At 70.3% G+C, this 20,935-nt stretch carries 14 protein-coding genes; 11 read left to right on the top strand and 3 right to left on the bottom strand.

Going from position 1 to position 20,935, the window contains the following annotated elements:
* The first annotated feature begins 12 nt into the window (after positions 1-12).
* From AD72_RS29080 to AD72_RS29070, 3 genes are all read left to right on the top strand, one after another.
* Entirely contained in the window at positions 13-621 is a 609-nt protein-coding gene (locus AD72_RS29080) for a LysE family translocator (RefSeq protein ID WP_031469823.1), read from the top strand.
* A gap of 417 nt (positions 622-1,038) precedes the next feature.
* Positions 1,039-2,787 (top strand): fatty acyl-AMP ligase, encoded by a 1,749-nt coding sequence (locus AD72_RS29075; RefSeq protein WP_031469822.1) that lies wholly within the window; start codon positions 1,039-1,041, stop codon positions 2,785-2,787.
* The gene (locus AD72_RS29070) at positions 2,784-9,077 is read left to right on the top strand and encodes a type I polyketide synthase (protein WP_031469821.1); all 6,294 of its coding nucleotides are present in this window, start codon (positions 2,784-2,786) and stop codon (positions 9,075-9,077) included. Before AD72_RS29075 ends, AD72_RS29070 begins: the two co-directional genes overlap by 4 nt.
* On the opposite strand, the gene AD72_RS29065 is transcribed toward AD72_RS29070, so the two are convergent.
* On the bottom strand, positions 9,074-9,964 hold the full coding sequence (locus AD72_RS29065; protein WP_031469820.1) for an oxidoreductase: 891 nt from the start codon (positions 9,962-9,964) through the stop codon (positions 9,074-9,076). The two genes, AD72_RS29070 and AD72_RS29065, sit on opposite strands and share 4 nt — an antisense overlap.
* A 77-nt stretch (positions 9,965-10,041) precedes the next feature.
* Between AD72_RS29065 and AD72_RS29060 the strand changes: the two genes are divergently transcribed.
* From AD72_RS29060 to AD72_RS29025, 8 genes are all read left to right on the top strand, one after another.
* Positions 10,042-10,707, top strand: coding sequence for a response regulator transcription factor (locus AD72_RS29060; protein ID WP_031469819.1), 666 nt, complete (start codon positions 10,042-10,044; stop codon positions 10,705-10,707).
* A 72-nt stretch (positions 10,708-10,779) separates the two neighbouring features.
* Positions 10,780-12,156, top strand: coding sequence for a dihydroorotase (locus AD72_RS29055; RefSeq protein ID WP_031469818.1), 1,377 nt, complete (start codon positions 10,780-10,782; stop codon positions 12,154-12,156).
* Positions 12,156-12,941: an IclR family transcriptional regulator gene (locus tag AD72_RS29050; protein WP_031469817.1), complete on the top strand. Its 786-nt coding sequence runs from the start codon at positions 12,156-12,158 to the stop codon at positions 12,939-12,941. The genes AD72_RS29055 and AD72_RS29050 overlap by 1 nt, the downstream gene beginning before the upstream one ends.
* The gene (locus tag AD72_RS29045; RefSeq protein WP_031469816.1) at positions 12,938-14,566 is read left to right on the top strand and encodes a urocanate hydratase; all 1,629 of its coding nucleotides are present in this window, start codon (positions 12,938-12,940) and stop codon (positions 14,564-14,566) included. Before AD72_RS29050 ends, AD72_RS29045 begins: the two co-directional genes overlap by 4 nt.
* Complete coding sequence (locus AD72_RS29040) at positions 14,566-15,645, top strand: S-methyl thiohydantoin desulfurase domain-containing protein (RefSeq protein ID WP_031469815.1); 1,080 nt, start codon at positions 14,566-14,568, stop codon at positions 15,643-15,645. Before AD72_RS29045 ends, AD72_RS29040 begins: the two co-directional genes overlap by 1 nt.
* A gap of 79 nt (positions 15,646-15,724) precedes the next feature.
* Positions 15,725-16,975, top strand: a complete 1,251-nt coding sequence (locus AD72_RS29035) for a M20 family metallo-hydrolase (RefSeq protein WP_031469814.1) — start codon at positions 15,725-15,727, stop codon at positions 16,973-16,975.
* 2 nt (positions 16,976-16,977) lie between these two features.
* Positions 16,978-18,297, top strand: a complete 1,320-nt coding sequence (locus AD72_RS29030) for an MFS transporter (protein WP_031469813.1) — start codon at positions 16,978-16,980, stop codon at positions 18,295-18,297.
* Positions 18,297-19,982 carry an HAL/PAL/TAL family ammonia-lyase gene (locus AD72_RS29025; RefSeq protein ID WP_031469812.1) on the top strand — a complete coding sequence of 562 codons (1,686 nt, stop codon included), beginning with the start codon at positions 18,297-18,299 and terminating at the stop codon, positions 19,980-19,982. Before AD72_RS29030 ends, AD72_RS29025 begins: the two co-directional genes overlap by 1 nt.
* On the opposite strand, the gene AD72_RS29020 is transcribed toward AD72_RS29025, so the two are convergent.
* Positions 19,979-20,695, bottom strand: coding sequence for an alpha/beta fold hydrolase (locus AD72_RS29020; RefSeq protein WP_031469811.1), 717 nt, complete (start codon positions 20,693-20,695; stop codon positions 19,979-19,981). The genes AD72_RS29025 and AD72_RS29020 overlap by 4 nt on opposite strands.
* A 3-nt stretch (positions 20,696-20,698) precedes the next feature.
* Positions 20,699-20,935 (bottom strand): HNH endonuclease (locus tag AD72_RS37765; protein WP_037347706.1); only part of this gene is annotated, 237 nt, incomplete at its 5' end.

Raw genomic sequence — 20,935 nt, 5'->3', positions numbered from 1 at the left:
GGGAGGATTGACGTGCACATCGCGTGGGGACCGTTCCTGCTCGCCCTTGTGGTCATCGTGCTGGTGCCGGGGCCGGACTTCGTGCTGGTCACCCGCAATGCCGCGACCGGGCGCAAATGGGGCTGGCTCACCGCGGCCGGGGTCACCTGCGGGCTGCTCTGCTACGCGATCGCCGCGGTGCTCGGGCTTTCCGCGCTGGTGGCCGCCGCGCCGGTGCTGCTGACCGTGCTCAAGGTCGTCGGGGTCTGCTATCTGGCCTATCTCGGTATCCGCACGCTGCTGCGCACCCGCAACCGGGGCCCCGAAGAACCGGACCTCGCCCCGCGGTCGGCGCGCGCGGTTTTCCTGCGCGGGCTGCTCTGCGATGTGCTCAACCCGAAGGTCATGCTCGTCTTCCTCACCCTCGTCCCGCAGGCGATGGACCCGCACGCGGATCCGACCGGCCAGGCCGTGCTGCTCAGCTCAGTGGTCGTGCTCGGCTTCGCCGGATGGTGGCTGATCGTGGTCCCGCTCGTCGGCTGGTTTTCCCGGATGCTGGCCAAACCGAAGGCGCGGAAGGTCTTCGAACGCTGCTGCGGCGGCGCGCTGATCGCGATGGCCGGGCTGCTGCTCGCCGATTGATTCGCGTTCACCTCGTGTTCACGGGCGGTCATGGAAAAATAAACTGCACCGGAGTTCGAGGTATCGACTTCCCGTTAAAACGTTGCCCGTGGAATGGGTACCCCATGAAGGTGATTGGTTAAATCCAAAAACGGGCGTTCCCCGCGTATCGCGATAGGAACCCGTTAATAACCGACATCACCCGTTCATCACCTTGTTATCGCCCGGCCGTGGTGGGCTGCTTCACAGTGAGTGGTGTATTGCCACCCGATCGGTGACGGCGTACGGTCCAACTCGTATTCGAGCTTCCGCCGGATCTGCGATGTGGCAGCCGGGGCAATTCTTCCCAAGACATGCGACACGGCGCTGTGGCACCCCAAAAAGATATGCGCGCTCGTGCATTTCAGCGTGAACAATTGAAGTGTTTGGTGGAAAGCGATGCAATTCTACGAGGCTGAGATCGATACCGACATCGAGCCGTTGACCGAGGCGCTTACCAAGCTCGCGGCAGGCGAGGGCACCGCGTTCACCTTCATCGACTACGGCACGGACGCGGACGGCATCGAGCACTCCATCAGCTGGTACGAGCTCGATCGCCGGGCGCGCGCCGTCGCGGCGAAGCTGGGCGAGCTGACCGATTCGGGGGAACGGGTCGCCCTGCTGTGTCCGCAGAATCTGGACTATGTCATCGGTTTCTACGCCGCGCTGTACGCCGGAACGATCAGCGTGCCGCTGTTCGCCCCCGAGGCGAGCGCGCACGGGCAGCGGCTGGTCGGTGCGCTCGCCGATGCGGATTCGCGGGTGTGGCTCACATCCTCGGAATCCATGGACGCGGTACGCGAACTGCGGGACAACCAGCCGGTTCCCCGGCCGAAGCACCTGCTCGCGGTGGACACCGTGGACAGCGCACTCGCCGACGATTTCGAGCCGGTGCCGCGCGCCGAGACCGATCCGGCCTATCTGCAGTACACATCCGGTTCCACGCGCAGCCCGGCCGGTGCGGTGATCACCCGGCGCGCGGTCGCGGCGAACGTGGCCCAGGTGCGCAGCGCCTACGCGGTCGGCCCGGAGAGCACCTGCGTCGGCTGGCTGCCATTCTTCCACGATATGGGACTGGTGCAGCTGGTCTGTCTTCCGGTGGCCGCGGGCTGCCCGTGCCTGTTCACCACGCCGTTCTCGTTCACCAGGAAACCGGTCCGCTGGCTGCGGTTGCTCTCCAGGGCCCGTGAAGCGATCACCGCGGCGCCGAACTTCGCCTTCGAGTACGCGGCAGCGAAACTGACCGATGCCGATCGGGCCGAACTCGACCTGAGCGGGGTGCGCACCGCCATCAACGGCAGCGAGCCGGTGCGGTCGAGCACGATCGCCGGTTTCCAGCAGGCCTGTGGTCCGCTCGGATTCGCCGAACAGGCGCACCGTCCCTCGTATGGCCTTGCGGAGGCAACGGTGTTCGTGACCGCGAGCCAGGGCCCGCACGTGCTCACCGCGGACCGCGAACGGCTCGGGGCCGGTGCGCTCGAACTCGTCCAGGAAACCGACGACCGGGCGATTTCCCTTGTGTCGGCCGGAAAACCGGTCGGCCAGCTGGTCCGGATCGTGGACGCGGAGCACGGCGCGGTGCTCGATGAGGGCAGCGTCGGCGAGATCTGGGTGCACGGGCCGAACGTCGCGGACGGGTTCTGGCGGCAGCCGGAGCGCTCGACGGAGACCTTCGGCGGCACCCTCGCCGAACCGGGTGAGCTGCCGGGAACGGGCTGGCTGCGTACCGGGGACCTCGGGGTGTTCCACGAGGGACGGCTCTACATCACCGGCCGGGTCAAGGACCTGATCATCATCGACGGCAAGAACCACTACCCGCAGGACATCGAGGCCACCGTGCAGGAGGCGCACCCGGCGATCCGCAGGGACCGGCTCGCCGTGTTCAGCATCGAGCGGGACGGCAAGGAAGGCCCGGTCGTCGTCGCCGAGTTCTCCCAGCACGTGCCCGAGGCGGAACGGGAACCGGGCGCGGTCGCGAAGAAGGTGCGGGCCGCCGTCGCCCGGCACCACGACCTGCGCCTGCTCGATTTCCGTTTGGTGCCACCGGGAACGGTGCGGCGCACCTCGAGCGGGAAGATCGCCCGCGCCGCGACCCGCACTCGCTACCTGGAAGCCATCGACGCTGCCGAGAACGGGAGAACCGCATGAACGCCGAACGTCTTCGCCAGTGGCTCATCACGACCCTCGCGGACATCTGCGGCATCGACGATTCGGATGTGGACACCGCGGAACCCTTGCGGGACTTCGGATTGACCTCGCGGGAAGCGGTCGGGCTCGCCCAGGATCTCGGTGAGGAGCTCGGCAGGGAACTGTCCTCCGAGCTCGCCTGGCAGTACCCGACGATCGAGGCGCTGGTGACCTCGCTGACCGAAGAGCCGAGTGCGGAACCGGAGCAGGCGCCCGCCGCCGCCCGGACCGAGGAACCGATCGCCGTCGTCGGGCTCGGTTGCCGGCTGCCCGGCGGGATCCGCGGTCCGGAGGACTTCTGGCGGCTGCTGCTCGCCGGGGAGTCCGGGGTGAGCGAGGTTCCGCCCGGTCGCTGGCAGCAGTTCGGGCACGACTCCCCGCAACAGGTCGAGCGGCTTTCCCGGCTGGGCCGGTTCGGCGGATTCCTGCGCGATATCGAGTCCTTCGACGCCGAGTTCTTCGGGATCGCCCCACGCGAGGCGGCCGCGATGGACCCGCAGCAGCGCATGCTGCTCGAAGTGGCCTGGGAGGCATTCGAACACGCCGGGATCTCCCCGGAGCGGTTGCGCGGCACCGCGGCCGGGGTGTTCGTGGGGATCAGCGGCAACGAGTACAGCCATCTCACCCTCGACGACCTCAGCCGGATCGACGCGTGGACCGGAACCGGTGCCGCGCTGAGCATCGCGGCCAACCGGCTGTCCTATGTGCTCGATCTGCGCGGCCCGAGCGTCGCCGTGGACAGCGCCTGCTCCTCCTCGCTGACCGCGGTGCACCTGGCCATCCAGAGCCTGCGCTCCGGGGAGAGCGAGATCGCGCTCGCCGCGGGAGTGAACCTCATCCTCGGGCCCGGGGTCACGGTGCACTTCGAGGAACTGGGCGTGCTCTCCGCGGACGGCAAGTGCAAGACCTTCGACGCCGAGGCGGACGGGATCGCCCGCGCCGAGGGCGCCGGGGTCGTGGTGCTCAAACCGCTGTCCGTCGCGCAGCGCGACGGGGACCGGGTGCTGGCCGTGCTGCGCGGCTCCGCGCTCAATTCGGACGGCCGCTCCAACGGGCTCACCGCGCCGAATCCCCAGGCACAGCAAGCACTTCTGCGGGCCGCCTACCGCAATGCCGGGGTCGCACCGTCCGATGTGGACTACGTGGAGGCGCACGGCACCGGCACGCTGCTCGGTGACCCGATCGAGGCGAACGCGCTCGGTGCGGTGCTCGGCGCCGAACGGGATCCGGAGCACCCGCTGCTGCTCGGCTCGGTGAAGACGAACCTCGGCCACCTCGAAGCGGCCGCGGGGATCACCGGGCTGATCAAGGTGGTGCTCGCCATGGCCAACCGGCGCATCCCGGAGAGCCTGCACTTCACCGAACCCAATCCGCGCATCGACTTCGAGGGGCTGAACCTGGCCGTGGCCGCAGCCCCGCGGCCCTGGCCGAATCACGAGCGCCCGGCGCTGGCCGGGGTGTCCGGATTCGGTTTCGGCGGCACCAACGCGCACGTCGTCGTGGAGCAGGCGCCCGCGGCCGAGCAGGCCGATCCGGGGGACACCGGGCTCTACCTGCTCGCGGACGCGACACCGGATCGATTGCGGCACAAGGCATCGCGCTTGCGGGCCTGGCTCGCCGACGAGGGCTCGGCCGTCGAACTCGGCGATATCGCGCACACCATGGCGCGCCGGGCGAGCGGCCGCCACCGCGGGGTGATCGCGGCGGCGGACCACGCCGAACTGCTCTCCGGGCTGGACGCGCTCGCCGGTGCGGTCCCGGATGAGCGGGTGGCCACCGGAACCCGCACCGAACAGGGCGCGGTGTGGGTGTTCTCCGGTCAGGGCTCGCAGTGGCGCGGCATGGGCACCGAGCTGCTGCGCACCGAACCGGCCTTCGCCGATGCGGTGGACGAGATCGCGGCCGCGCTGGACCCGCTGACCGGATGGTCCTTCCGCGAGGTGCTGGAAAACGGGGTGGAGCCGGAGGAATTCGCCGAGCTGCAGCCCTATCTGTTCGGGGTGCAGCTCGCGCTCGCCATGCTGTGGCGCAGTTACGGCGCCGAGCCGGCCGCGGTCGTCGGGCACTCGCTCGGGGAGATCGCCGCGGCGGTCATCGCGGGCGCGGTCTCGCTCGCGGACGGCGCGCTGATCGTGGTGCACCGCTCCCGGCTGCTCGCGCGCACCGCAGGACTGGGCACCATGGCCGTGCTCGAACTCTCCGTCGAGGAGGTCCGCGAACTGCTCTTCGGCTACGCGGATGTGGACATCGCCGCGCACAACGCCCCGGGCCAGACCGTGGTGGCCGGGCAGTTCGAACAGGTCCGCGCGATCGCCGATTCGGTCGCCGCGCGCGGACTGCTCGGCAGGCTGGTCAACACCGAGGTGGCCGGGCACTGCCGGATCGTGGCCCCGTGCGCACGCGAACTCACCGGATACGTGTCCGAAGTGGACGGTGTGCTGCCCGGGGTGCCGATGTACCTGAGCGCGAGCGAGGACCCGCGCGCGCAGCGTCCGCTCGACGGCGACTACTGGGTGGACAATGTGCGCAATCCGGTGCGGTTCGCCGAGGCCGTCTCCGCCGCGCTCGAGGACGGGCATCGCACCTTCCTGGAGATCTCCCCGCATCCGGTGCTGCGGCACGCCGTGCACGAGATCGCCGAGGGCGCCGGGGTGCGCCCGCTCGTGCTCGGCACCCTGCGCAGGGACGAGGGGGAGCGGGAACGGTTCGCCGCGAACCGGGCCGGGCTGCTCGCGGTCGGCGCGATCCGCTACGCCACGCACGGCCGACTTGTCGACATACCGACCACGGCTTGGCAGGGCGGGGCGCACTGGACCAAACCGGCGACCCGCGTTCCGGCCGAGGAACACCCGCTGCTCGGCACCTACAGCGAGGTGCCCGGCGGCGAACTGCACGTGTGGAGCGCCGACCTCGGCCTCGGAGCGCGGCCCTGGCTCGGTGAGCACCGCCTCGGCGGACGACCGGTCCTCGCCGCCTCCTGCGTGGTCGAAATGGCCCTGCGCGCCGGGCAGGTGGCGCTCGGCCTCGAACCCGGCCGCCTCGAAGTGCGCGGACTGCGGCTGCTCGAAACGCTGCCGCTCGGTGAACGCACCAGGGTCACCACGACCGTGGAGAACGGCCGATTCCGCTTGCACACCAAGGAGAACGAGGGAACCTGGACACTGCTCGCCGAAGCCGAACTCGCCGAGACCGAGCCGCTGCAGGCCGAACTGGGTGAGCCCGCCGGTGAACCGGTGCCGCCCGCCCGGTTCTACGAGCGGCTGCGCGCGCTGAGCGTGGATCACGGCCCCGCCTTCACCGGAATCACCGAACTGCGCACCGGAGAGCACGGCGCGCACATCCGGGTGGAGCTGCCGGAATCCGCTCCACGCGGCGGTTTCGGTGTGCACCCGGTGCTGCTGGACGGCTGCCTGCAGGCGATCACCGCGGCCTTCGCGGACCCCGAAGCGGTGTGGCTGCCCGTCGAACTGGGTGCGATCCGCGGCAACCCGGGAGAGGCCGTGCGCGCCGAGGTCAGCGTGCGCGGGGAGGGCGCGGAACCGTATGCCACGGTGCGCCTCGCCGATGCGCAGGACCGGGTGGTGCTCGAACTCGAACACATCGCCCTGCGCCGCAGGACCCGGGCGGAGCTGGCCGCTCCGCTGCGTGAGCGGTTGCTCGGCCGCACCTGGCGCCCGATCCCGCCTGCGCCCAGCGATGCGGGTGATCCCCTTGTGCTGCTTGACGAATCGAGCGAGCTCACCGGACTGGAGTCGGCGCGCCGGGTGGCCTATGTGCTCGGCGCGGGCAGCGACCACGGGCAGGCCGGACTCGCCCGCGTGCTGGACTTGGTGCGCGCGCTCGCCGAGAATCCGCACGCCCGGCTGTGGCTGGTGACCCGGAACGCGGCCGCCGTGCTGCCCGGTGAGCAGGGTGATCCGGCGCTCGCCGCGGTGCGCGGACTGGTGCGAGTGCTCGCCAACGAACAGCCGCGGCTGCGGGTGAGCTGGCTCGATGTGGACGACCTCGCCGTGATCGACGCGGCGACGCGGGACGGCGGGGATCCCGAGGACGAGGTCGCGGTGCGCGGCGCGGACCGCTACGGGGCCCGTATCGAACCGGTGCCCGCACCGGTGGCACAGCACCCGCTGGTGCGCGCCGACGGCGGATACGTGATCACCGGAGGGCTCTCCGGTCTCGGGCTGCTCGTCGCGGGCTGGCTCGCCGAACGCGGTGCCGGCCGGATCGTGCTCAATGCCCGCTCGGCGCCGAACGACTCGGCGAGTGCGGCCATCGAGGAACTGCGCGCGCACGGCACCGAGGTCGCCGTGGTGCGCGGGGACATCGCCGAACCCGGGGTCGCCGAGCGGTTGCTCGCCGAGGCGGGCAACCCGCGCGGGGTGGTGCACGCCGCCGCCGTGTTCGACGACCGAACCGCGGCCCTGCTGGACGCGGAAACCCTGGAACGGACCTGGGCGCCGAAGGCGATCGGGGCCATGCGCCTGCACGAGGCGAGCAAGGAACTCGAACTCGACTGGTGGTTCGGCTTCTCCTCGGCCGCCGCACTGCTCGGTTCGCCCGGCCAGCCCGGCTACGCCTGCGCGAACGCCTATCTGGACGCCCTTGTCGCGCTGCGCCGGGCCGAGGGACTGCCCGCGGCGAGCGTGCAGTGGGGAACCTGGGCCCAGGTCGGTGCCGCCGCGGATCTGGAGATGCCCGGGGTGCGCGCGATCACCCCGGAGGAGGGCATCGAGGTTTTCGAACGCACCCTCGGCCAGGCGGGCACATTCGGCGCGGTGCCGCTGGACATTCCGGAACTGCTCGCGGCTTTCCCCGGCATAGCGGGGATCCCGCTGTTCGCCGAACTGTGCGCGGGGCACGAGGTGGAGACCGGCAGGCCGGACATCGCCGAGATCCGCGATACCGATCCGGAACAGGCGAGGGAACTGGTCACCGGTCAGGTGCTGCTCCGGGTCGCCGAGGTCACCGGGCACGCGGCGGAGTCCTTCCCCGCCGAGGTCCCGTTGCCCAGCCTCGGGGTGGACTCGCTGCTCGCGGTGCGCATCCGCAATGCGCTTGAGCACGATTTCGGGGTCGCCCCGACGGTTTCGGTGCTGTTGCGCGGATCGAGCGCCGCGCAACTGCGTGACTGGATGTGCGCCGAGCTCGGACTCGGCCCGGCGGATGCGGCAGCGGCGGCCGAACCCGAACTGACCGGGCCACGGGATGCCGCGGAACGGCTCGTGGTCGCCGTCTGGGAGGAAGTGCTCGGTGAACCCGTCGGGGTGCGCACCGAATTCCCGGACGATCCGGTGCGTGCCGAACTGGTCGCCGCGCTGCTTTCCGAACGCAGCGGCCACCCGCAACCGGTCGCCGAGCTGTTCGCCAACCGGACCCCGGAACTGCAGGCGATGCTCGTGCGCGCCGCACAGCGAGCGGACGCGGGACCGGTGCGGGTGCTGCGCGCCGAGGGCGAGGGCGCCCCGCTGTTCCTCTTCCACCCGGGAGGCGGGGACACCGCGGTGTTCCGGCAACTGGTCGACCTGCTCGGCACGGGTTATCCGGTGTACGGCTTCGACCGCACCGAAACCACCGCCTCGGTGGAGGAACGGGTCCGCGACTGGCTTCCCGAACTGCGCCGCAGGCAGCCGCACGGTCCGTACCGGCTCGGTGGCTGGTCCTTCGGCGGTTTCCTCGCCTATGAATGCGCCCAGCAGCTGCGCGCCGAGGGCGAACGGGTCGATGTGCTCGCCATGATCGACCCGATCGTCCCGCTGCCCGAACCCGATGGCGTCAGCGAGGTGGAACTGCTCGAGCGCCGGTTCGAGCGTTACGGCGAATTCCTGCGCACCGCCTACGGCAAGGACGTCGAGCTGCCCTACGCCGAGATGGCCCGCAGGGACGCGGTCGGCCAGGCCGATCTGCTCGTGCAGAGCATCGTCGACGCCAAGGTGATCGACGAACGGGTCGGCAAGGCGATCCTGGCCCACCAGCACGCCTCGTTCCTGGACGCCCGGCTGCTGGAGCGCTACCAGCCGCAGCCCTATCCGGGACCGGTGCAGTTCTACAGCGCCGGATCCGCGGTGCCCGGCGGGCTGCGGGACGCGCGCTTCGACCGCTCCGATCCGGCGCGCGGCTGGGACGAGTTCTGCTCCCGCCTCGAACTGCGGGTGGTGCCCGGCCATCACCTCTCGCTGCTCGATCCGCCGAACGTCGAGGTGATCGCCGAGCACCTGAACCGGGTGCTGCGCGCGGCGCGCGTGCTGAGTTAGGCCGCGATCCCGTTCAGCAGGGCCAGCTCCGCCTCGCTGAGTGCCACGGCGCCCGCGGCGATGTTCTGCTCCAGGTGCGCGGGATCCCCGGTTCCCGGGATCGCCAGCACATGCGGGCCGCGGTGCAGGGTCCAGGCCAGCCGCACCTGCGCCGGGCTCGCCTCGTGCGCCTGCGCGATCGAGGCGAGTTCGGCCTCGCCCGGTGTTTCGCCCGGTGCCTCGGACCCGGTGGTGACCGCGAAGAACGGGACGAACGCGATGCCGTGCTCCGCGCACAGTGCGAGCACGGCATCGTCGGCCCGGTCGGTGAGGCTGTAGCGGTTCTGCACGCAGACCACCGGGGCGATCCCCATCGCCTCGCGCAGCTGTTCGGTGCCGATATTGGAGATGCCCAGCTCGCGGATCAGGCCCGCCGCACGCAGCTCGGCGAGCGCCCCGAAATGCTCGGCGACCGAACCGGGTTCCTTGTCCAGCCCGGACCCCCAGCGCAGGTTGACCACATCGAGCTGGTCCAGGCCCAGCTGGCGGATGTTCTCCTCCACCTGACCGCGCAACTGCTCGGGGCGCGCGTACTCGAACTCGCCGTCCCTCGTCCGGCTCGGACCGACCTTCGTGGTGAGCACCAGCTCCTCCGGGTAGGGCTGCAGGGCCGTGCTGATCAGCTCGTTCGCCGAGCGGGTCGGGGTGAAGTAGAAGGATGCGGTGTCGATGTGGTTCACGCCGAGCTCGAGCGCCCTGCGCAGTACGGTGATCGCCGGTTCGCGGCCCTTGGGTGCGGGGTCCCAGGGCATCCCGGTCAGCCGCATCGCGCCGAGCCCCATCCTGTTGACGGTCCGCTCGCCGAGTTTCCAGGTGCCCGCGGCCGCCGCATTCGGTGTTCGTGTCATGCCACCAGCGTGGTCGCCCGAGGGTCCGCCGTCCGGAGTTGGCAACAAGCTGCCACCGATTGAGGCAGAATCGGGGTATGGGAGCACGCGATACCCGGGACACCGTCACCGTCGTACGCGGCGAGCAGGAGCTGTACCGGCGGGTCGGCCACCTGCTCGCGACGGCGACCGATTTCGCGTGCGCCGCCAATGACCTCGCGACCTGGGTGGCCGACCAGCGGATGGCCGAGATGACCGCGGCGATGGCGCAGCGCGCGGGCGAGATGCGGGTGCGCAAGATCTACCGCGCCGGACTGCTGCTCGACGTGATCTCGGCACGCGAACTCGCCGAACACCGGGACCGGTTCGGCGCCCGGATCCGGATCACCACCGAGGAACTGAACGAGACCATCGTCATCGACGGCCGGGTCGCCATCCTCGCCGGTGATCGCAGCAGCGGAGTGCGCAGCTACAGCGTCATCAGCCAGCCCGACACCGTGCACGCCGTGCTCGCCCTGTTCGAGACCGCCTGGCGCGCCGCGACCGAGCTCGCCGTCTACGACGCCCGGGTCGCCGAGATCCGCAGCCTCGCCCCCGCCGTGCTCGACCTGCTCAGCCAGGGCACCAAGGACGAGGCCGCCGCGCGCACCCTCGGCCTCGGCGTGCGCACCTACCGGCGCCGGGTGGCCGAGCTGATGTCCGCGCTCGGTGCGGAATCCCGCTTCCAGGCCGGAGTGCGCGCCCGCGAACTCGGGCTGGTCTGAAGCGAGCGCCGATTCCCGTTCTGCGGGAATGGGCTGTCGGGCCGGTGGGAGCGCCTTCTACCTTCGGCAGCCGTGGACGCAAGTGATGCGAAGGTGCACCTTGTCCTGCTCGGCAGGGTGCCCGATGGAGCAGGCGGCTTTGAGCGCGCCAGGGTACGGATCGCGGGCAACCGGATCGCCGAGATCGTGCCGGAACAGGCCGACCGCGCACCGGAAACCGGGGCCCGGGTGATCGATGTGGGCTCGTCCTATGTGCTCCCCGGCGCGGTGGACGCACATGTGCACTCCTACTCCCACGGTGGGGAGGGGCTGCGTGCCTCGACCTCGGCCGCGGCGGCCGGTGGGGTCACGACGATCGTGGAGATGCCCTTCGACGGTGCGGGCCCGGTGAACGATCTGGAGCGGCTGGCCGCGAAGCAGGAACGCCTCGCCGGGGAAGCGGTGGTGGATGTGGCGCTGCTCGGCACTCTGGAACCGGGCGGTGGCTGGCGCCGGGCCGAGGAACTGGTGAACGCGGGCGTGGTCGGGTTCAAGGTCTCGCTGTTCGACACCGATCCCTTCCGGTTCCCGCGTATCGGGGACGCCGAACTGCTCGACGTGACCCGCGCGGTCGGCGAGGCCGGATCCACGCTGTGCGCGCACGCGGAGAACAACGAGATCATCAAGGCCCTGCTCGCCGAGAACCGGGACTCCACCGATCCGCTCACCCACGGGCGTACCCGGCCACCGGTCTCGGAAACCCTCGGCGTGCTCACCGCGATGGAGATCGCCGCGAACGAACAGGGCAGGCTGCACCTGTGCCACCTCTCGCTGGGCCGCTCGGCCGAACTGGTCGACTGGTATCGCGGCCAGGGCGCAGACATCAGTTTCGAGACCTGCCCGCACTATCTGCTGTTCACCGAGCAGGACATGAAAACCCAGGGCGGACGGCTCAAGATCAACCCGCCGCTGCGCGATGCGGGCAGCCGCGAGGCGATGTGGGACGCGGTGGCCTCCGGGCTGGCGGGCGTGATCTCCTCGGACCACGCGCCATGGCCCGCGGAACTCAAGGACCATGAGCGGATTCTGGACAATCACTCGGGAACCCCGGGAACCGAGACCCTGGTCGCGACCACGCTCGGGGGCTGCCTGCGCCGCTACGGTGAGGGCGCGGAGTTCGCCAACGCGATCGCCGCGCTGAGCGCGAATCCGGCCGACCGCTACGGGATCGGGCACCGCAAGGGACGCCTGGCTCCCGGGCACGATGCCGACATCCTGGTGCTGCGCCCGGACGAGGACTGGCAGGTGGACGAGTCCGCGCTGCACTCGAACGCCGGATGGAGCCCGTACCACGGGTTTTCCCCGGGCGCGCGGGTCACGCTCACCGTTTCTCGTGGCCAGGTGGTGTGGAATGTGGACAGTGGGCTGACCGGCGCCCCGGGCAGGGGCGAGCAGGTGTACCGGAGGTGATGACCGTCGTGCACGGAGCCGAACTGTCCTCAATGGAGCGTGGGCTGCAGGTGCTCGCCTTCGTCCAGGATCGCGGCCAGGCGGACGTCGCGGAGATCATGGCGGGGCTCGACCTGCCTTCCTCGACCACGTACCGCTATGTGCGGCTGCTCAAGAACGCCGGGTTCCTGGTCGAGGTGGGCGGGCAGCTTTCCCCGAGCGCGCGCCTCGCGGACCGTTCGGTGGACAGCTCCGAGCACCTGATCGACCTCGCCCGCCCGCTGCTGACCCGATTGCGGGGCGGTACCGGTTTCTCGGTCGCGCTCACCGTGCGGGTGCACAACGCGGCACTGTGCCTGGACACGCGGCGCAGCGGCAGCGGGAGCATCGCGTTCCGGCCGGGCGAGATCCTCACCCTCTACGCGGGAGCGAGCGCCACCCCGCTGCTCGCCTTCGCGCCGGGTGCGGTGCGCCGCCAGGTGCTCGGCGGGCGGCTCACCCGCTACACGGCGGTCACCCCGAGCGCCCAGACCCTGCGCACCGAGCTTGCCGCGATCCGCGCGGACGGATACCACCGCAGCCGCGGCTGGCTCACCCCGGGCATGACCGCGATCGGGGTTCCGGTGATCGCGGGCGGGACCTGCGTGTGCGCGCTGTCCCTGATCGGGAAGGACCGGGAATTCCCGGAAACCGGTGAACCGGTCCGGATTCTGCGCGCCGCGGCTGAGGAATTGGCCGCGCGGTTGCCCGCCGAGCAGAACGCGTGGCTGCCACCGGATGAGAAGCACGAAGGGGAGAGGGAATGACGGAGAGAGTGCGCGCCGCGCGCGGAACGGTCCCGCGCTGCCGCAACTGGCGTGCCGAAGCCTTGCTGCGCATGCTGGAGAACGTGCTCGAGGTCGGGGAGCGCCCGGAAGACCTGGTGGTGTACGCCTCGCTGGGCAAGGCGGCGCGGGACTGGCCCGCCTATCACGCGATCGTCGCCGCGCTCACCGAACTGGCCGAGGACGAAACCCTGGTGCTGCAGTCGGGCCGTCCGGCCGGGGTGCTGCACACCCATTCCGCGGCGCCGATGGTGGTCTCCGCGGTGAACAACACCGTCGGCGCCTGGTCGGACAAGGAGCGCTTCTACGCGCGGATGGCCGCCGGGGACACGATCTGGGGCGGGCTCACCGCGGCGGCCTGGCAGTACATCGGGCGCCAGGGCGTGCTCGGCGGCACCTACGAACTGCTGCGCGCCGCGCTCGGCGCGGAGGGGGCGAACGGGCGCTGGCTGCTCACCGCGGGGCTCGGCGGAATGGGCTCCGCGCAGCCGATCAGCGCCCGGATGCTCGGCCTCGGCTCGCTCACCGTGGAAGCCGATCCCGCCAAGATCGAGAAACTGCGCGCGGCGGGCGGGCTGGATGTGGTCGCGAGTGATCTGGACGAGGCGATCGCCGCGGCCATCGAAGCGAAAGCCGTTGCCCTGCAAGGGAACGCGGCCACGGTGTTCACCGAACTCGCCGAACGCGGGGTCGCGCCCGACCTGGTCACCGACCAGACCGCGGCCCACGACGCGCGGTACGGCTACCTCCCGGAAGGGATGGAACTCGGGGAATGGCGCGCGCTCGCCGATGCCGAACCCGAACGGGTCGAACAACGCGCGCGGGAGAGCATGGCCCGCCAGCTCACCGCGATGCTGGCGTTCGCCGAACGCGGCTGCATCGTCTTCGAGAACGGCAACAATCTCCGGGTGCAAGCGGCGGAGCTGTTGGGGGACAAGGCGTTCACGATACCCGGTTTCATGGAAGCCTATCTGCGGCCGCTGTTCTGCCGCGGTATCGGCCCGTTTCGCTGGGTGGCCCTTTCCGGGGACGAGAACGATCTCGCGGTGATCGACGAGCTCGCCGCGACCCTGTTCCCGGAACGCCCCGAGGTGGCCGAATGGATCCGGCTCGCGCGCATTCACGTGCCGGGACAGGGACTTCCGGCCCGGTCCTGCTGGCTCGGGCACGGGGAACGCTCCCGGATCGCGGTCGCGGTGAACGAGGCGGTGCGCGATGGCCGCATCGGCGCCCCGGTGCTGTTCAGCCGCGATCACCTGGATTCGGCGGGGATGACGCATCCGCGCATCGGCACCGAGGGGATGCGGGACGGCTCGGACGGGGTGACCGACTGGCCGCTGCTGGATTCCATGCTGCTCTCCGCGGGCGGGGCGGACCTGGTCGCGGTGCACTCCGGGGGCGGCGGGTACTCGGGCTGGATGCAGTCGGCCGGGGTCTCGGTGGTCGCGGACGGTTCGGTTGCCGCGGAAGGGCGGCTGCGGCTGGCTCTCGATCTGGACACCGGGCTCGGGGTGCTGCGGCACGCGATCGCCGGGTACCCGGAAGCGGTCGAGCAGGCGGGGGAAAACCAAGGGACACAACTGATCGAACTCGAAGGAGAACGGTGATGCGGGAACTGACCGCTGATGACGCGCGGCACGGGGTACTCGGTGGCGGGGTGTTCGCCTGCGGCGGCGGTGGCTGGCGCCATCACGGCGAGCTGATGGGCTCGGTGGCCACCTCGGTCGGGCGCCCGGTGCTGGCCGAGATCGGGGAACTGCCCGAGGATTCCTATGTGGCCACGGTGACCGCGATCGGCGCACCGGCCGCGAAGGACTGGGAGATCCAGCCGGTCGACTACGTGCACGCGCTGCAGAAGCTGATGCGTGAGTGCGATCGCCCGATCTCGGCGGTGATGACCGGGCAGAACGGGTACTCCACCACGCACAACGGGTGGATCCAGTCCGCGATGCTCGGGGTCAGGGTGCTCGACGCGGCAGGCGATATCCGCGCGCATCCGACCGGGAAACTCGGTTCGCTCGGGCTCACCTCGCGGCCGGGTTATGTGTCCACCCAGGTGGTCTCCGGCGGAAACCGGGACAAGCACGGTCATTTCAGCGCGGTGACCACCGGAAGCGTGCAGACCTGTGACGATGTGCTGCGCGATATCTCGGTGCGCACCGGGGGATTCATCGCGGCCGCGCGCAATCCGGTGGAGCTGTCCTGGGTGCGCGAACACGCCGCGCTCGGTGCGATCTCGGCGGCGATCGAACTCGGTGCGGCGATGGAGAAAGCGGCCGCGCGCTCGGCCGAGGCGGTGATCGAAACGGTGCGCGATCGCCTCGGCGCGCGTGAACTGGCCCGTGGCCCGCTGCGCGACGCGGTCGCCCTGGACACGCACGGCGGCTGGGATCACGGCACCTTCGGTATCGGCGAACACCTGGTGCCCTATCTGAACGAGTACATGGCGGTCACCTCGGGCGGGGAACGCATCGCCAGTTATCCGGACACCATCGTGATCCTGCGCGCCGAGGACGGGCTGCCGCTCGCGGTCAAGGATGCCAAGGAGGGGATGGACGTGGTGCTGCTCGTCGCGGACGCGCGCTCGCTGCCGCTGTCTTCCTCGGCGGTGGACCCGGTCGGGATCGCCGAATGTGAGCAGCTGCTGGACATGGAGTTCCTGCGCTACCTCCCGGAGCGGTCATGACTGTGCTGCCCCGATCGGCCCTTGGCCTGCGCTCCTCGCTCGCTGGCGCTCGCTACGATGCTCGGAAAGGCCCGCTCTCATGACTGTGGCCCCCTTGGCCGACCGGCTCGACGCGGAGCTGGCCGAGCTCGCCCGTTTCCACGATTCCGCGTTTCCCGGCTGGAGCAGGGTCGTGTTCTCCGAGCCGTACCGGGACTCGCGGGACTGGGTGCGTGCCCGGATGGCCGAGGCCGGGCTGGATCCGGTCGTGGACGCGGCGGGCAACATCATCGGCCGGCTGCCGGGCGCCGATCCGAACGCGCCCGCGCTGCTGACCGGTTCGCACACCGACACCGTGCCCCAGGGCGGGCGGTTCGACGGGATCGTCGGTGTGCTCGGCGGGATCGAGGTGGCGCGGCGGCTCACCGAGACCGGCACCCGGCTGAACCGCGATCTGTACATTGTGGACTTCCTCGGCGAGGAAGCGAACGAGTTCGGCATCTCCTGCATGGGTTCGCGTTCGATCAGCGGAACACTGAGCGCGGAGCACCTGGACCGGATGGACGGCAGCGGGCAGCGGCTCGGCGAGGCGATGCGCGGGTTCGGGCTCGACCCTTCGGCGGCGCTCGGCCAGCCGTGGCGCCGTCCGATGCACGGCTACGTCGAGCTGCACATCGAACAAGGCCCGTTGCTCGAGCGCGCGGAAACCGAGATCGGTGTGGTCACCGCGATCGCGGGAATCGAACGGCTGCTCGTGCATTTCGCGGGCAGCGCGGGACATGCCGGGACCACGCCGATGGGCGAACGGCACGACGCGCTCGTCTCCGCCGCGGCCGCGGTGCTCACCGTGGACCGGGTCGGCTGTGCCGCACCGGTGCACGGGGTCAGCACCTCCGGGAGCATCGTGTCCGCGCCCGGCTCGATGAACGTGATCAGCGATGAAGCCAAGCTGTGGGCGGAGATCCGCAGCGTGGAACGGGACTGGTTGCAGGGGGCGCGCCGGGAGATCGTGGACGAGATCACCGCCGAGACCGCGGCGCGGGGGGTGCAGATCGACGTGGAATGGCTCAACGATCAGGATCCCGTGCCGACCGACGAACCGGTGCGGGATGTGATCGCCTCGGCCGCTGCCGAGCTCGGCTATTCCTGGCGCGCGGTGCCCTCGGGTGCCGGGCACGATGCCGCGCACCTGGCCCGGCTCGGTCCCATGGGCATGATCTTCGTGCCCTCGGTGGCCGGGAAGAGCCACTGTCCAGAGGAATTCACCGCGAGTGCGGACATCGCCAAGGGCGTGCACACCCTCACTCGCACCCTTGTCGCGCTCGACGCGCAGGACCGGCCGAGGGACTGATCATGACCGCAGCCACGGATTCGCGTATCGCACGCCGTTCGGTGGTCGCCGCATCGTTCGGCAACGCCATGGAATGGTACGACTTCTCCGTCTACGCCTTCTTCGCCAGCTATATCGCGGGGAACTTCTTCACCTCCGGGGACCCGACCTCGGCGCTGCTTTCCACCTTCGTGGTGTTCGGCGCCGGATTCGTGGCCCGCCCGATCGGCGCGATCCTCGTCGGTATCTACGGTGACCGGGTCGGGCGCAAATCGGCGCTGATGCTCTCCATCGGCTCGATGGGGCTCGGCACGCTGCTGCTCGTGGTCGCCCCGCCGGTCACGCTGATCGGGGTCGGCGCGCCGATCCTGCTGCTCGCCGGGCGACTGCTGCAGGGTTTTTCCGCGGGCGGGGAGATCGGCGGGGCCGCCGCGTTCATGCTCGAGCACGCACCGGCGGACAAGCGCGGGCGCTATGCCTCCTGGTTGCAGGCCTCGATGGGCCTGTCGAATCTGCTGTCGGCGGTCATCGGCTTCGCGATCACCAGTTTCTTCCCCGATTCCGCGGTGCGCGACTGGGCGTGGCGGATCCCGTTCCTGGTCGGGCTGCTGATCATCCCCGTCGGACTGTACGTGCGGCGCAAACTCCCGGAGACCGCGCAGTTCACCGCGCAGCGCCCGGAGCAGCGGCGCAATCCGCTGTTCACGCTGCTGCGCGAGCACCCGATGCGGATCCTTTCCGGGTTCCTGTTCTCCGTGCAGTGGACGGTGTGCGTCTACGCCTTCGTGATCTACCTGCCGACCTATTACAAGGAACCCGCGATCGGGCTCGGGTTCACCGGGCAGGAGTCCTTCCTCGCCTCGCTGGTGGGCAATATCGTGCTCGTCCTCGGCTGCGTGGCCGCGGGCAGGCTCGCGGACCGGATCGGCGCGAAACCGCTCATCGTGGCCAGTTCGCTGGCCCTGCTCGTCTTGCCGGTGCTGCTGTTGCTGTGGCTGCGCGCCCAGCCGAGTCTGGCCGTGCTGCTGATCGTGCACACCGTGCTGTGTGCCTCGGTCGCCGGATTCGTCGGAGTGGCCCCGTCCACGCTGCCGCGCGCTTTCCCGGTCGCGATCCGGTCCACCGGGCTCGCGCTGAGCTACAACATCGCCGCGATCGCGTTCGCCGGAACCACTCCCGCGCTGATGACCTGGGCGACGGTGCGGCTGACCACGCTGGCTCCCGCGCTGTGGGTGATGCTCGGCTCGGTGGCCAGCCTCGCGGTGATTCCCTTGCTGGTCAAGCAGATCCGGCAGGTGAGTGAGCAGGAATCGGTGCCGCGCAACGATCTGAGTGAGGTGTGATGAACCGGCGGCTTCTCGTGGTGCTGTTGACCGCTGTGCTCGGGCTGACCGCCGTGGCCGCGGTCCCCGGGGACAGCAGCGAACGCGGACCGGCCACCGGGGTGACCCTGGACGGGAACTCGCTGGACTGGGGCACCCTCGTGCGGCTGCTGCACGCCGGACCGGTCTCGGTGCGGCTCGCCCCGCAGGCGCGCACCGAGATGAGCCGCACCCGCGAGGGCGGGCTGCGCACGGTCGCCGCGGGGAAGCGGGTGTACGGCTGGAATCAGGCGCTCGGCCCGCTCAAGGACCGCCCGCTGACCGAGTCCGAACAGCGCGAGTTCCAGAAGCACGTGCTGCGCTCGCACGCCGCGGGCAGCGGTCCGATGTTGTCCGACAAGGTCGCCCGGCTCGCGCTGATCCTGCGCGCCAACGCGATGGCCCGCGCGCACATGGGGGTGCGGCCGGAACTCGTGGACCGGATGCTCGCCATGGTGAACGCGGACGTGATCCCGCGGATGCCCGAAGTCGGCTCGCTCGGCACCGGTGACCTGCAACCGATGGCGGCCGCCGGGCTCTCCATGATGGGGGAGAGCAATCCGGTCGATTACCGTGGCACTCAACGGGATCCCGACTCGGCCCTGCGCGCCGCCGGGCTGTCCGAGCACTTCACCCCGCAGGCGGGCGAGGCGCTGGCGCTGATCAGTGGGGGAAGCGTGCTGCTCGCCCGGTACGTGGACGCGCTGGACCGTGCCGAACGGGTGGCCGATTCCTTCGACGGTGCCTTCGCCCTCTTCCTCGAGGCGACCCGCGCCGAACAGGGCGCCTTCGATCCGCGCACCCACGAGGAACGCGGATTCGGCGCGGAGACCGAGAGCGCGCGGGTCACCAGGGCGCTGACGTGTTCCAGTGAGTGGATGACCGAGCGCGGCCGCCAGCGCAGCGGGGAGGCCGAACCGCGGGTACAGGACGCCACCTCGGTGCGTGCCGAACCGCAGATCATCGGCGGACTGCGGCAGCGGATCACCGAGGGGCGCTCGCTCGCGGGGCGCGAGGCGAACTCCTCCAGTTCGAATCCGCTGTTGTTCAAGGGCGCGAAGGGCTACGACTTCGTGATGGGCGGCAACTGGGATTACTCCCAGCTCGGCCACGAGATCGACGCGTTGAACGAGCAGATCGCCGATCTGGCCGTGCTCTCCGAAACCCTGTCCGGCAGGCTGCTCGATCCGAAATGGAGCTACGGCCTGCCCGCCAATCTGGCCGGTGGCAAGGTCGGGCTCAATTCCGGCATGGTGCAGGCCGAATCCATGGCAGCATCGCTCATCCCCGAAATCCAGGTGCGCGCCAACCCGGCAGGCACCCTGTCCCGTCCGGTCAAAGGCGGGCAGGAGGACCACAACACCATGGCCATGGCCTCCGCGCGTGATCTCCTGGCCAACCTGGACCGCACCGAGACCGTGCTCGGGGTGCAGCTCATGATGGGCGCCCAGGGAATCGACCTCATGCGGCCGAAAATGGGCAAGCTGCGGCTGGGCTCCGGATCCGAACGGGTGTGGCGGACCGTGCGGACCCGCATCGCCCCGCTCACCGAGGACCGTTACCTCAGCCCGGACGTGCGCGCCGCGAGCTCGCTGATCCACGACGACTCGATCGCCGGAACGGTCCGTTCGGCGAGCGCGCACGGTTCGAACTCCTGCGCCGCCTAGCGGCCGACCGCTGGACCGGCTGTGGCGTAGTCGCCGACGAAGCGCGCGAAGGTCTCGCCGTGGGTGAGCGGCAGGTAATGCCCGGCGCCCGGGACGGTGCGCAGCTCACCGCGTGCGCATGCCGCGCGGAATCGGCGCTCCTGCAGGCGGAAGTGGTCGCTGCGCCCGTTGATGAACAGTACCCTTCCCGGGTACCGCGCCAGATCACCGAGCGGGTCCGGCGTGCCGAGGGCGACCATCGCCTCCGGAATGACCTGGGTGGCGATGCCCGCCTCGATCACCGGACCGGCCACTTCCGCGGGCAGTGACCGCCGAAGCACCCGGGCGCTGAATCGGTCGCCCTGGTCGGGCAGGGCGGTGAGGATCCGGTGTGCCAGCAGAAACGGTCTGCGCAGTCCCTTGGTGGGAACCAGCGTGCAGCCCGCGCCCACGAGGGCCGCGACCCGGTCCGGGTAACGTGCCGCAGTCGCGATCGAGACGAGGCCGCCGAGGGAATGCCCCACCAGCGCGACCGGTCCGCCCGCCGCGTCGATCGCCTCGGATACCGCCTGGACCGCCGTGTCCAAGGTGAACGGCTGGTCCCGGCGTGCACCGTGCCCGGGAAGGTCGGGTGCGAGGACGCGGTGTCCTGGTAGTAGTCGCTGTTGCTGTCGCCAGCAGGCCCCGGACAACCGGATGCCATGGACGAACACGAGTGGTAAGACGGCACTCATCGGTCACCTCCCCGGCAGACGGTGCCATGCCAGGGAACCTACCGGAGTTGTGCTGGTCCTGGAGAACTGGCGGTACTGGGGTGCGGTGAATTCCGGTTTGCCGTGCTGTATTCGGACTTCCCATTCGGTGTTGTGGATCAGGGTGTGGTGGTAGGCGCAGAGCAGCACCATGTTGTTTTCGACGGTGTAGCCGCCGTTGGCGTGGTGCCGAATGTGGTGGGCTTGGGTGAGGCTTGGTGG

This window comes from Sciscionella sediminilitoris (genome assembly GCF_000737195.2).
Taxonomy (GTDB): Bacteria; Actinomycetota; Actinomycetes; order Mycobacteriales; family Pseudonocardiaceae; genus Sciscionella; species Sciscionella sediminilitoris.
The sequence above is the reverse complement of the archived record's forward strand: the minus strand, read 5'-3'. Positions and strand labels throughout refer to the sequence as shown.

Excerpts from the sequence above, each read along its gene's own strand:
- AD72_RS29070 (WP_031469821.1), top strand. The coding sequence starts at position 2,784 with ATGAACGCCGAACGTCTTCGCCAGTGGCTCATCACGACCCTCGCGGAC.
- AD72_RS29050 (WP_031469817.1), top strand. The coding sequence starts at position 12,156 with ATGACCGTCGTGCACGGAGCCGAACTGTCCTCAATGGAGCGTGGGCTG.
- AD72_RS29045 (WP_031469816.1), top strand. The coding sequence starts at position 12,938 with ATGACGGAGAGAGTGCGCGCCGCGCGCGGAACGGTCCCGCGCTGCCGC.
- AD72_RS29040 (WP_031469815.1), top strand. The coding sequence starts at position 14,566 with ATGCGGGAACTGACCGCTGATGACGCGCGGCACGGGGTACTCGGTGGC.
- AD72_RS29075 (WP_031469822.1), top strand. The coding sequence starts at position 1,039 with ATGCAATTCTACGAGGCTGAGATCGATACCGACATCGAGCCGTTGACC.
- AD72_RS29065 (WP_031469820.1), bottom strand. The coding sequence starts at position 9,964 with ATGACACGAACACCGAATGCGGCGGCCGCGGGCACCTGGAAACTCGGC.
- AD72_RS29020 (WP_031469811.1), bottom strand. The coding sequence starts at position 20,695 with ATGAGTGCCGTCTTACCACTCGTGTTCGTCCATGGCATCCGGTTGTCC.
- AD72_RS29060 (WP_031469819.1), top strand. The coding sequence starts at position 10,042 with ATGGGAGCACGCGATACCCGGGACACCGTCACCGTCGTACGCGGCGAG.
- AD72_RS29025 (WP_031469812.1), top strand. The coding sequence starts at position 18,297 with ATGAACCGGCGGCTTCTCGTGGTGCTGTTGACCGCTGTGCTCGGGCTG.
- AD72_RS29035 (WP_031469814.1), top strand. The coding sequence starts at position 15,725 with ATGACTGTGGCCCCCTTGGCCGACCGGCTCGACGCGGAGCTGGCCGAG.
- AD72_RS29030 (WP_031469813.1), top strand. The coding sequence starts at position 16,978 with ATGACCGCAGCCACGGATTCGCGTATCGCACGCCGTTCGGTGGTCGCC.